At 60.8% G+C, this 12,308-nt stretch carries 13 protein-coding genes; 7 read left to right on the top strand and 6 right to left on the bottom strand.

Translation table 11 applies throughout. From position 1 onward, the window contains the following. The first annotated feature begins 35 nt into the window (after positions 1-35). The 3 genes from trpS to AC0L37_RS18370 all read left to right on the top strand — a co-directional run bounded on the left by trpS (position 36) and on the right by AC0L37_RS18370 (position 2,217). A complete protein-coding gene (gene trpS, locus AC0L37_RS18380) occupies positions 36-1,067 on the top strand; it encodes a tryptophan--tRNA ligase (RefSeq protein ID WP_212660051.1) in 1,032 nt (343 codons plus the stop codon). Between the two features lie 12 nt (positions 1,068-1,079). Continuing rightward, positions 1,080-1,547, top strand: a complete 468-nt coding sequence (locus AC0L37_RS18375; protein ID WP_212660052.1) for a universal stress protein — start codon at positions 1,080-1,082, stop codon at positions 1,545-1,547. Positions 1,548-1,650: 103 nt separating this feature from the next. Then, positions 1,651-2,217 (top strand): NifU family protein, encoded by a 567-nt coding sequence (locus tag AC0L37_RS18370; RefSeq protein ID WP_212660094.1) that lies wholly within the window; start codon positions 1,651-1,653, stop codon positions 2,215-2,217. Positions 2,218-2,380: 163 nt separating this feature from the next. Here the strand turns inward: AC0L37_RS18370 and AC0L37_RS18365 are convergent, their stop codons facing one another. From AC0L37_RS18365 to AC0L37_RS18340, 6 genes are all read right to left on the bottom strand, one after another. After that, entirely contained in the window at positions 2,381-3,010 is a 630-nt protein-coding gene (locus AC0L37_RS18365; protein WP_282222401.1) for a L,D-transpeptidase, read from the bottom strand. A 242-nt stretch (positions 3,011-3,252) separates the two neighbouring features. Beyond that, positions 3,253-5,382, bottom strand: a complete 2,130-nt coding sequence (gene pnp / locus AC0L37_RS18360; RefSeq protein WP_212660054.1) for a polyribonucleotide nucleotidyltransferase — start codon at positions 5,380-5,382, stop codon at positions 3,253-3,255. Positions 5,383-5,760: 378 nt separating this feature from the next. Continuing rightward, entirely contained in the window at positions 5,761-6,030 is a 270-nt protein-coding gene (rpsO, locus tag AC0L37_RS18355) for a 30S ribosomal protein S15 (RefSeq protein ID WP_212660055.1), read from the bottom strand. A 132-nt stretch (positions 6,031-6,162) separates the two neighbouring features. Then, on the bottom strand, positions 6,163-6,507 hold the full coding sequence (locus AC0L37_RS18350) for a sensor histidine kinase (protein ID WP_282222402.1): 345 nt from the start codon (positions 6,505-6,507) through the stop codon (positions 6,163-6,165). Positions 6,508-6,509: 2 nt separating this feature from the next. Then, a complete protein-coding gene (locus AC0L37_RS18345; protein ID WP_282222403.1) occupies positions 6,510-7,883 on the bottom strand; it encodes an HWE histidine kinase domain-containing protein in 1,374 nt (457 codons plus the stop codon). Positions 7,884-8,019: 136 nt separating this feature from the next. Next, positions 8,020-8,220, bottom strand: a complete 201-nt coding sequence (locus AC0L37_RS18340; RefSeq protein WP_212660057.1) for a hypothetical protein — start codon at positions 8,218-8,220, stop codon at positions 8,020-8,022. A gap of 95 nt (positions 8,221-8,315) precedes the next feature. Between AC0L37_RS18340 and miaB the strand changes: the two genes are divergently transcribed. From miaB to ybeY, 4 genes are all read left to right on the top strand, one after another. Next, a complete protein-coding gene (gene miaB, locus AC0L37_RS18335; protein WP_282222404.1) occupies positions 8,316-9,713 on the top strand; it encodes a tRNA (N6-isopentenyl adenosine(37)-C2)-methylthiotransferase MiaB in 1,398 nt (465 codons plus the stop codon). Between the two features lie 62 nt (positions 9,714-9,775). Further along, positions 9,776-10,600 (top strand): alpha/beta fold hydrolase, encoded by an 825-nt coding sequence (locus AC0L37_RS18330; RefSeq protein WP_473313687.1) that lies wholly within the window; start codon positions 9,776-9,778, stop codon positions 10,598-10,600. 144 nt (positions 10,601-10,744) lie between these two features. After that, the gene (locus tag AC0L37_RS18325) at positions 10,745-11,776 is read left to right on the top strand and encodes a PhoH family protein (RefSeq protein ID WP_282222406.1); all 1,032 of its coding nucleotides are present in this window, start codon (positions 10,745-10,747) and stop codon (positions 11,774-11,776) included. Positions 11,777-11,874: 98 nt separating this feature from the next. Then, positions 11,875-12,252, top strand: coding sequence for an rRNA maturation RNase YbeY (ybeY, locus tag AC0L37_RS18320; protein WP_473313684.1), 378 nt, complete (start codon positions 11,875-11,877; stop codon positions 12,250-12,252). The last annotated feature ends 56 nt before the right edge of the window (positions 12,253-12,308 follow it).

Genomic DNA, 12,308 nt, shown 5'->3' with positions numbered 1-12,308 from the left:
TCGGCAGGCTGCTAAACCTGATGGGTACTTCTCTTATGGCTTTCACTCCCCGCGTCTTTTCGGGCATCAAGCCCTCGGGCGACCTGCATCTGGGCAATTATCTGGGCGCCATCCGCCGCTTTGTGCCGCTGCAGGAAACGCACGAGACCATCTATTGCGTGGTCGATATGCACGCCATCACGGTCTGGCAGGATCCCGCCGACCTCAAGCGCTGGACCTATGAGATCGCCGCGGCCTATATCGCCGCCGGGCTCGATCCCAAGAAGTCGATCATCTTCAACCAGTCCCAGGTCATGGAACATGCCGAGCTGAGCTGGATTTTCAATTGCGTGGCCCGCATGGGCTGGATGGAACGCATGACCCAGTTCAAGGACAAGGCTGGTGAGAATGCCGAAAATGTCTCGCTGGGCCTGTTCGCCTATCCATCGCTGATGGCGGCAGACATCCTGCTCTACAAGTCCACCGGTGTGCCGGTTGGCGAAGATCAGCGTCAGCATCTCGAACTGACCCGCGACATCGCCAAGAAGTTCAATCACGACTTCAAAAAGCAGATCAAGGCGAACGGGCATCGCGGTGACTTCTTCCCCGTCACCGAAACGCTGGCCACCGGCCCCGCCATGCGCGTCAAGAGCCTCAAGGACGGCACCAAGAAGATGAGCAAGTCCGACGCCTCGGACCTTTCAACGATCTACATGATGGACGGCGCCGACCTGATCGCCAAAAAGATCAAGCGCGCTACCACCGATGCCGACGCCCTGCCCAGCGAGGCGGCCGGTCTGGCCGGACGGGCCGAGGCCGAAAACCTGGTGGGCATCTATGCTGCGCTTTCCAATACCAGCGTTGATGATGTGCTGGCTCAGTATGGTGGCCAGGGCTGGGGCGCTTTCAAGCCGGCGCTGGCCGAGCTTGCGGTGTCTGTGCTCTCACCCATAGCCGACGAGATGAAACGCCTGGTTGCAGATCACGCTGAAATGGATGCTATTCTGCGCGACGGTGCCGATCGTGCCCGCGCGATTGCCCAGCCTGTGATGAACGACGTTCGCAATATTGTTGGCTTCGTCCGCTAAGGAGGTCCGGCCATGTACGAGACCGAATACAAGCGCAAATTCCTCGTGGTCATCGACGAAACCGTCGAATGCGATCGCGCCCTGACTTTTGCCGCCTATCGCGTCAAGCGCACCGGTGGCACGGTGGTGCTGATGAGCGTGGTCGAAAAGCCCGAATTTATCGGCCTAGGCGTTGAAGACGTGTTGCGCGCCGAGGCTGTCGAAGAGGCCGAGCGCAATCTCGATGCCCGTCTGGCCCGCATTCGCGACATTGGCGAGGTCAAGGTCGAGTCGGTCATCCGCGAAGGCGAAGGCGCTGAACAGATTGAGCGCGTGATCAATGAGGACCGCGGCATCGCCATTCTGGTGCTCGCCGCCTCGACCGGCGAGGGCCCCGGCCCGCTCGTCATGCACTTTGCCGCTCGCGCCCATGCGCTGCCGATCCCGCTGACCGTGGTTCCTGGGCGCATGAGCGATGCCGAAATTATCGACATCTGCTGATCTGAACTGGCTGCACCCCTGCCCGGCGCGAAATGCCCTTGCGCTCGGCCACCAAAAGTCTATTTTAGAAACGTTCTAATTGCATATTGCCAAAGGCAAGCCGATGTTCATCCAGACCGAAGCCACTCCAAATCCGTCGACGCTGAAATTCCTGCCCGGGCGTGATGTGCTGGTTGGCGAGCCGCGCGACTTCCGCAGCCTGGAAGCCTCGGCCAACTCGCCGCTGGCCACGGGCCTGTTCGCGATTTCTGGCGTCACCGGCGTGTTCATGGGCTCCGATTTCATTTCGGTGACCAAGGATGACACTAATTGGGCACACATCAAGCCCGCCATTCTGGGCGTCATCATGGACCACTTCCTCTCGGGCAAGCCCGTCATCGTCGAAGGCGGTGTTGAAGTGGCCAATCTCGATGAGGTCGACGAGTTCTTCGAAGAAGAGGACAGCGAAACCGTTGAAGTGATCAAGGAGCTGCTCGCCACCCGCGTCCGGCCTGCCGTGGCCATGGATGGCGGCGACATTACCTTCAAGGGCTTCAAGGAAGGCACCGTCTTCCTGCACATGCAGGGCGCCTGCTCGGGTTGCCCATCGTCCACCGCCACGCTCAAGAGCGGTATCGAAAACCTGTTGCGGCACTTCGTGCCCGGTGTTGAGGCCGTGCAGCAGGTCTGATTGTCTGGTATAGCAGCAAGCAAAAAGCCCCGGTGATCACTCACCGGGGCTTTTTTGATGTCTGTCCCCGGACCAGTGTCGCGGCAGCGGCCAATCTCGATTCGGTGACTACGGATTCCGAAACAAGTCTGGCCGCTGCCGCGGCATTGGCCCGGGGGACCGATTAGCTGTTGATCACCACGACCTTGGCGCCGGTGGGCACACGACCATAGAGGTCAATAATGTCCTGGTTCATCAGGCGAATGCAGCCCGAGGAAACATTGGTGCCGATGGTGTAGGGCTCGGTGGTGCCGTGCAGGCGGAACAGCGTGTCGCGGCCGTCCTTGTAGAGGTACAACGCGCGTGGACCCAATGGGTTCTCCGGGCCACCTTCCATGCCGCCGGCATAGGGGCCGTAGCGGTCGGGCTCGCGCTCGATCATCGAACGCGTTGGCGTCCAGCGCGGCCACTGGGCCTTGCGACCGATGGTGGCGGTGCCACGGAACACCAGAGCCTCGGTCTTGCCCACGCCAATGCCGTAGCGCAGCGCACGACCGCCTTCGAGCACCAGATAGAGGAAGCGGGCCGGTGTATCGACCACCAGCGTTCCTGGACGCTCTGAGGTCACGTATGCGACCTCCTGACGCCAGAACTGGGGATCAACACGGCGCAGATCGGTCGCCTCTACCGGGAACTTCTCGGTGTAGTTGGCGCCATACATGGCCTGGTAATACGGATCGATCTGGGGCTCGCGGGTAACCGGGGTGCGGTTCGAAGCACAGGCGGTCAGTGCGGTGGCCGAGAGGCTGATCATGAACAAACGTCGAGTAAGCAAAGCAAAACCCTAAAACGGAACAGGCGCGATTTGATGCGTCGAGCAGTCAATTATGCCCGGACCAGAGACTTCGCTAGTGCAGGAAAGCCTCACTGCCCTAACGCGCTGCACGCCAAGGGGTTCCTCTCGCCAATGTGATGATTTCTGCCGTGCGCGCAGGGCAGCCATGCAAAAAAAGGCCCGGATTGCTCCGGGCCTTCAATTAATTGTCGGGGGCTCGATTACTCGGCAGCCGCCACGATTTCCTTGCCGGTTTCCTGATCGACGACCTTCATCGACAGGCGAACCTTGCCACGCTCGTCAAAGCCCAGCAGCTTGACCCAGACCTTGTCGCCTTCCTTGACCACATCGGTGGTCTTGGCAACGCGCTGTTCGGCCAGCTGGCTGATATGGACCAGACCATCCTTGGCGCCAAAGAAGTTCACGAACGCGCCAAAATCGGCGGTCTTGACCACGGTGCCCTGATAGATGGCGCCGACTTCAGCCTCATCGGTGATCGACTTGATCCACTTGATGGCGGCTTCGATTTCGCTGCCGTCCGAGGACGAGATCTTGATCGTGCCATCGTCGTCGATGTTGATCTTGGCGCCGGTCTTTTCGACGATCTCGCGGATCACCTTGCCGCCGGTGCCGATCACTTCACGGATCTTGTCGGTCGGGATCTTCATGGTCTCGATGCGCGGTGCGAACTCGCCCACTTCCGAACGGGACGCGGTGATGGCCTTGGCCATTTCGCCCAGGATGTGGATACGGCCGCCCTTGGCCTGTTCGAGGGCGATCTTCATGATCTCCTCGGTGATGCCAGCGATCTTGATGTCCATCTGCAGGCTGGTGACGCCGTCTTCGGTGCCAGCCACCTTGAAGTCCATGTCGCCCAGGTGATCTTCATCACCCAGAATGTCGCTGAGAACAGCGAACTTTTCGCCTTCCAGGATCAGGCCCATGGCGATACCGGCCACGGGACGAGCCAGTGGAACACCCGCATCCATCAGCGCCAACGAGGTGCCGCAAACGGTTGCCATCGAGGACGAGCCGTTGGACTCGGTGATCTCGGACACAACACGGATCGTGTAGGGGAATTCTTCAACCGAAGGACGGATCGGGTTGATCGCGCGCCAGGCAAGCTTGCCGTGGCCGATTTCGCGACGGCCCGGGGAGCCCATGCGACCAGCTTCACCCACCGAGTATGGAGGGAAGTTGTAGTGCAGCAGGAAGTTCTGCTTGTAGGTGCCTTCAAGGCTGTCGATGTACTGCTCGTCTTCGCCGGTGCCCAGCGTGGCAACAACCAGCGCCTGGGTTTCGCCGCGGGTAAACACGGCCGAACCATGGGTGCGGGGCAGAACGCCGACTTCTGAAACAATCGGACGCACAGTGCTCAGATCGCGACCATCGATGCGCAGGCCGGTATCCAGAACGTTCCAGCGCACGACCTTGGCCTGCAGCGACTTGAACACGGCGCCAACATCTTCAGCCGAGATTTCGCCAGCTTCGACGCGATCAGCAAAATGTGCCTTTGCCGTTGCCTTGACGGCATCGACGGCATCATAGCGCTCTTCCTTCTTGGTCAGCTTGTAGGCTGTCCGCAGGTCGGCTTCGACCAGCTTGAGCATTTCGGCTTCCAGCGCCGAGTGATCAACAGGTTCAAAGTCACGGGCATCCTTGGCAGCCAGTTCGGCCAGCTTGATGATCGCCTGGATCACCTTGCGGCTTTCGCCATGGCCGAACATCACGGCGCCCAGCATCACTTCTTCGCTGAGTTCCTTGGCTTCCGATTCCACCATCAGAACGGCGTCTTCGGTACCGGCCATCACCAGGTCAAGCTTGGATTCGCTACGACGATCGATGGGCAGGTTCAGCACATATTCGCCGTCGACATAGCCAACGCGCGCTGCGCCGATCGGACCCATGAAGGGCACGCCCGAAATGGTCAGGGCAGCCGAAGCGGCGACCATGGCCAGCACGTCTGGATTGTTTTCCATGTCATGCTGCAGCACGGTGATGACCACCTGGGTCTCATGCTTGTAGCCAGCGGGGAACAGCGGGCGGATCGGACGGTCGATCAGGCGGCTGGTCAGGGTCTCGTTCTCGGTCGGGCGACCTTCACGCTTGAAGTAGCCACCGGGGATCTTGCCTGCGGCAAAATACTTTTCCTGGTAGTTCACGGTCAGCGGGAAAAAATCGATGCCGGGCTTGGCGGTCTTGGCGCTGACGACGGTGGCCAGCAGCACGGTTTCACCCAGGGTGGCGAGCACGGCGCCATCGGCCTGGCGGGCCATCTTACCGGTCTCGAGCGTCAGGGGCTGTCCGCCCCAGTTCAGCTCGACCTTGTGGTAGTCAAAATTGATGGTCATGTCTTGTCTTTCCATTTCTGCCGTCTGAGCGGTAACGCAGGGGCGTAGGTCATCCCGCGAACTCATCCGGTGCGCCCGCACCCGCTGTCCCACCCCATGTGTGACCCGGGCTCAAAATCAGGCGCTGTTGCGTCTGGCAAAGACGAAACATGGGCAAGACAACAAGCAGCTCCCGTTGTGTTCGGGTGCCTCACGAGATCAAAACCAAGCGATGATTTTGCGAGCGTGAGGCGGGGAGCGGCCAATAATCCTGCCATGCTCCGGCATTCGCCGGTCTACGCTTATCGCTGCTGCCTGCCGTATCATTCTGATCGGCAGGAAAGGGCAGCGAAGGCAGATGCGGAGAAAAACCCCGCATCCGCAATTCTACTGGCGCGCCTAGCGGCGCAGGCCGAGCTTTTCGATCAAGGTCTTGTAACGGCTGTCATCGACCTTCTTGACGTAGTCGAGAAGGCTGCGACGGGTCGAAACGAGCTTGAGCAGACCGCGGCGGGAATGGTTATCCTTGCCGTGTTCCTTGAAGTGCTCGGTGAGGTTGGCAATGCGCTCGGACAGGATGGCCACCTGAACTTCCGGCGAACCGGTGTCGTTTGGAGTGGTTGCGTATTCCTGAATCAGAGCGGTCTTGCGCTCAGCAGTGATCGACATCGGATAGATCCTTTCAAAGGAGGATTGGGTCGCCCCTGCCGGGATGTCGTCCAGGAGGGGCCATGAATGCCACCGACCCGCAGGTCAGAGACAGGCGTCCCTATAGGGCAAATGGCGTCAGAACGCCAGATTTTATTCGCCCAGCAGGCTACCCGGCGGCGGTGGCATCTGCTCGGGGTCAATGGCCGACAGTGGAATGGAAAAGCGCCATTCCATACCGGTCTCGTGACAATCCCGTTCCACCACCGCGCCCAGCGAGTGCCCGACCATCGATTTGAGCACCGTAGTGCCAAAGCCCACGCGGTCCGAGGCCGTCAGTGCCTGCGGTACCGTCTCGTGCCAGACAAAGTCCAGAGTTTCACCACTGAGCGTCCATCGCACAGAAAGGGTGCCGCCGCCTTCGCCGAAAGCGCCGTACTTGACGGCATTGGTCGAGAGTTCATGCACCGCCATGCCCAGGATCTGCGCGGCTTGCATGTTCAGGCGAACGGCAGGTCCGGAAACATCGACCCTGTCGGTGTCGGGGGGCTGAACGGGGCGATCTGGCTTTCCACCAGTTCTTCGAGCGCAACGCCGGCCCGGCCATTGTTCAGCAGAAGGTCGGTGGATCGCGCCAGACCCTGAATGCGCCGTTCAAACGACTGCACATAGCTGGGCACGTCATCGGCGCCGCGTGCTGTCTGCCGGGCCATCGCGGCAATCACGGTCATCTGGTTCTTGGAGCGATGCGCAACTTCGCGCATCAGGAACCGGACTTCGTTGTCCGCCGCCTGTCGCGATGCCGAGGCATCGGCAAGCGCGCGGGAGACCTCGGCAATTTCCGCCACGGGATAGGCCTTGGCCGCCACCGGCTCGCCCCGACCCAGGCGCTGCGCGTCGCGTCGCAGGCCGCGCACCGATATGCCAATGCGTTCGGCAATCAGAAACGCCAGTAACGCCGCTGCCAGCGCGATGATCACGCCCCAGGCAGCCAGCCATAACAGGGCATCCCCCAGTGGCCGGTCGACCGCATCAGTTGATGCCCAGGCAATCACGCGCCAGCCCGACAGGGCCGAGCGCCATTCAGCTGTCACCACCTGCTGCCCGTCAAAGCGCTCGCGTTGCCACTCTTCGGGGGGCTGGTCCTGTGTCTGGCGCATGGGCAGCACATTGCCCGTTTCAAAGCCCGCATCAGGGGTGGCCGCGACCACCAGATTGCCACTGTCGACAAGGGCCGCATGCCAGCCCGTCGGCAATTGGCGCGACTGTAGCGCCCCAGCCAGATTCTCGGCGTTCTGCGTCAGCACCAGCAGCGATACCTGCTCATTTTCGGGAACCTGCAGCAGCACGTTGAACACCCACCGGCTCGCCGTACGGCCAAAAAACAGCCCCGAGACAGTCGGGGCCGATCGCTGCATCGCCTGCGCGGCGGTAGCGGGGTCCGAGGTGGGTGAGAGAGCAGCACCATAGGGTACGCGGGTGTTGAGCATCTGGTCGAACGCGCCATCAAGCGCGATCAGATAGGCGCCGGTACCCGCCAGAGCTGTCGCTGCGCGATCGTGAAATTCGCGGAATTGAGCCGCCTTGAGCAGTTCACTGGTCGACAACACCCGTAACGTGGTGACCATGCCGGCAATTTCGCGCTCCACCGACTGGCCCACCGCCTGAACCGTCGCATTGGTCAGACTGCGCACAACCTCTTCCTGGGCCTGATTGTTGCGATTGATCAACACCAGTGACACCACCAGCGCCGGGATCAGAATGACCAGCACAAGCGCCCCCAGATAGGTCGCCACCGGCAGCGAGCGCATCAAGCGCCGCCGAGAACGCTCACGCTGTGCCGGCTGGGCAATGTTCTGGGACGATCCGGTCATGCTGCGCTTTCTGAGCGGGGCCTGGTCACAAAATCAGCGGCCCGCGTCGCACCATAATGACAACCGGTGACGGCGCGAAGGCTCAAAAAGCTGAAACCACGAGCACCCGCCATTGGCGGGTGCGACGGATCATCCGTCAGTATTTGGCAGTGGCGTCGCTGGCAGGGAAGCTCTCATCGAGCGCTTCGTCCTGTTCATCCCAGTTCTCGGGAGTGTCTGGCTGGGCCTCGTCACCGGCATTGCGCACCTGCACAGGCGAGGTCTTTGGGCCCGGCTTCTTGCCATTCTTCATCGCAGCAGCTTCATCATCGGTCGTTTTTTCGGGTGTATCGGACATGTGTTCTCTCCTCATGGGGTTGACGGTAGAACACCTTGAGGCACCGAAGGGTTGCAGGCTTTGATAAGCCCGCATCCTCTGGTACAGAGCGTTCCATGACCGAGATGCGCGCCAATACCAAAAAACTCTTCATCAAGACCTATGGTTGTCAGATGAACGTGTACGACAGTGATCGCATGAGCGACGCGCTGGCGCCGCACGGCTATGAGACCACGCTCGATATGGCGCAAGCCGATCTGGTTCTGCTCAATACCTGCCATATCCGTGAAAAGGCCTCCGAGAAGGTGTTCTCCGAACTGGGCCGTCTCAAGGAATTGCAGGGCGAGCGTCGTGCCATGGGCGGTGACATGATGATCGGCGTGGCCGGTTGCGTGGCACAGGCCGAGGGCGAAGAGATTGCCCGCCGCGCACCCGTAGTCGATATGGTGTTTGGCCCGCAGGCCTATCACAAGCTCCCCGATATGCTGGCGCGCGCCCAAGCGCAGCGCCATATGCACCCCTCGCTGAAAAAAGCCGTGATCGATACCGACTTTCCCGAAGAGGACAAGTTCGAACACCTGCCTGCCGCACGTAAGGAAGTGACCATCAAGCGCGGTCTGACGGCCTTTTTGACCGTGCAGGAAGGCTGCGACAAGTTCTGCAGCTTCTGCGTGGTACCCTACACCCGAGGCGCCGAGGTCAGCCGTCCCGTCGCACAGGTGATTGCCGAAGCGCGCAGCCTGGTCGATGCCGGGGTCAAGGAAATCACCTTGCTGGGCCAGAACGTCAATGCCTATCACGGTCTGGATGCTGCCGACCGCAGTGTCAGCCTGGGCGAGCTGGCCTATCTGCTTGCCGAAATTTCAGGGCTTGAGCGCCTGCGCTATACAACCAGCCATCCCCGCGACATGGATGATGTGCTGATGAACGCCCATCGCGATCTCGACATCCTGATGCCCTATCTGCACCTGCCCGTGCAGTCCGGCTCCGACAGCATTCTCAAGGCCATGAACCGGCGCCACACGGCGGCCGAATACATGGCCATTATTGAGCGCATCAAGGCAGCGCGCCCCGACATGGCGCTGTCAGGTGACTTCATCGTCGGCTTCCCCGGTGAGACCGATGCCGATTTCGAGGACACCCTCAAGATCATCGCCGATGTCGGCTATGCCTCGGCCTATTCTTTCAAATACTCGACCCGTCCGGGCACCCCCGGCGCCAATCTGGGCGATCAGGTTCCTGAAGACGTCAAGAATGAACGCCTGTGGCGGCTGCAGGATCTGGTCAATGCCCAGACGACGGCGTTCCATGCCTCTTGCGTCGGCAAGACCCTGCCCGTGCTGATCGAACGCCCTGGCCGCATGCCCGGTCAGGTCGGCGGCCGTTCCCCTTATCTTCAGGCCGTGCACCTTGATGGTAGTCCCGAGCTGATAGGGGCCATTCACCAGGTCGAGATCATCGGTACCTCCACCAATTCACTGGTCGGGCGGCTCAAGGCGGTCGCCGCCGCCTGATCCATGCGCAACGCAGCGGGTCTGGTACCTTTGGGCCGATTGGCATGACGGAGTTCCACCAGATGCTTGAGCTTCCCAATACAACCACGGTTCAGGGAAATGGCGTTCGCTGGGGTAAGATCGGCCAGGGGCCAGCCCTGATTGCGCTGCACGGCACGCCGTTTTCCTCACAGGTGTGGCGCCGCATCGTGCCGCATCTGGCGGCTCACTGGACGGTCTACTACTTTGATCTGGTCGGATATGGCCAGTCTGAAATGCGCGCTGACCAGGACGTATCCCTGGGTGTGCAGAACCTGGTATTGGCTGCATTGATGCAGGAATGGGGCCTGACTCGACCCCATGTGCTGGCCCACGATTTCGGAGGCGCGACAGCGCTGCGGGGCCATTTCCTCAATGGGCTGAGCTATGCTTCCCTGACCATCTTTGATGCTGTGGCGCTGTCGCCATGGGGATCTCCCTTTGTCCAGCATGTGCGGCGCCATCCCGAAGCCTTTGCCGGCATGCCCGACTACATGCATCTGGCAGTCTTGCGGGCCTATCTGCAGACATCAGCCCATCATCCACTGTCCGTTCAGGCGCTGGACATCTACGCGAAGCCCTGGATGGGCCCCGTGGGCAAGCCGGCTTTCTACCGCCAGATTGCCCAGATGGACCAAAAATTCACCGATGAGGTGCAGGGCCAGTATCGCTTGCTCGATTGCCCGGTGACGGTGCTGTGGGGTGAGCGCGATAACTGGATCCCGCCGGACAAAGGCAGGCAATTGGCCGCGCTGATCTCCGCGCATCCGGTGATCCCGATACCCAATGCCGGTCACCTCGTTCAGGAAGATGCGCCCGAGGCGCTGGTAGCGGCTATGTTGCGGCAATGCCCCCCATCTGCACGGTGACAGCGTGACGGCCCTTGTGCCGGCGCAAATCGTCACAATATTGCTACAGACAGCGGAGCCAAATCGTCCTAGCTTCGTTCTTGTAGTCGCGGCGCAAGCCCGCAGCCGCGCTGAGCGTGGAGCCACACCAGTTTGAGCAGGCACTTGTCCCCGACCGCCGACAACGCACTCGCATCTCAACTCGAACTCGCTTTTGAAGATAATCGTCTGGCAGCGCAGCTGTATGGCGATTTCGATCAAAACCTGGCGCTTATAGAGCAGCGTCTCAAGGTTTCGGCCATTCCCCGCGGCAATCACGTTCTGCTCAAAGGCGCTGCCAGCGCCGTCGACCAGGCGCGCCGCGTTCTCGAATCGCTTTATGGCAGTCTCGAAGAAGGTCGCACCGTCGACATCTCGGAGGTCGATGGTGTCATTCGCATGATCCAGACTGAAGACAGCCAGCTCACGCTTCCCACGCTGGAGCGCAAGGGCAAGGTGCGTATGGCCCAGATTGCCACGCGCAAATCCACCATTGTCGCCCGCACCCCGTCCCAGGACGCCTATATGCGCGCCATGGATCGCAGCGAACTGGTGTTTGGCGTTGGCCCTGCTGGTACCGGCAAGACCTATCTGGCGGTGGCCCATGCTGCATCCCTGCTTGAACGCGGCGACATCAACCGCATCATCCTCTCCCGTCCCGCCGTTGAAGCCGGCGAGCGTCTGGGCTTTCTGCCCGGCGATATGAAGGAGAAGGTCGATCCTTATCTGCGGCCGCTCTATGATGCCCTTTACGACATGATGAAGCCCGAAAACGTCGAGCGCTGCATCACCTCGGGCATTATCGAGGTGGCGCCGCTCGCATTCATGCGTGGCCGTACGCTGGCCAATGCCGTGGTGATCCTGGACGAAGCCCAGAATACCACCTCGATGCAGATGAAGATGTTCCTGACCCGTCTGGGCGAGAACTCAAAGATGATCATCACCGGCGATCCGACCCAGGTGGATCTGCCGCGCGGTGAAAAATCGGGTCTGGTCGAGGCGGTCAATCTGCTCGACGGTGTCGAGGGCGTTCACGTCACGCGCTTTGGTGACAAGGACGTGGTACGCCACGCGCTCGTCGGCCGCATCGTGCGCGCCTATGAAGCCGACACGGCCAAGCGGCTTGCCGAAAAGGCCTTAGAAGGGGCGACACGCTGAGTTCCGCCCCGCTCGATATCGCCATCATCCGCAATGACGACGCCTGGCCAGAGGATCTCGATGCTCTGGCCGAGCGCGCGGTATTTGCTGCGCTCGACATGAGCAAGGCCAAGGTCAAGGGCGCGGCCGAACTGGCGATCGTGCTCACCAATGACGCTGAACAGCATGAGCTCAACCAGCAATGGCGCGGCAAGGACAGCTCCACCAATGTGCTGAGCTTTCCCCAGATCGAGCCGTTCGCGCCGGTAACTGGCATCCTGGGCGACATCACCATGGCGCGCGAAACGCTTGAGCGCGAGGCACTGGAGCAGGGCACCAGCTTCCCCCATCATTTTACTCATCTTGTGGTGCATGGATTTTTGCACATTTTAGGCTATGATCATCTCACGGATGCGGAGGCTCACCAGATGGAGAGTCTCGAAACCGCGATATTGGCAAGCCTCGGCATTGACGATCCCTATGCCGAGCAGGGCTGAGCCAAGGATCTGGCGGGCGTATTTCCCGATTTAAAGGATAGTGAGCTGCTTTTTGC

This window comes from Devosia sp. J2-20, from assembly GCF_055808475.1.
This window is presented reverse-complemented; position numbering and strand designations above follow the sequence as displayed.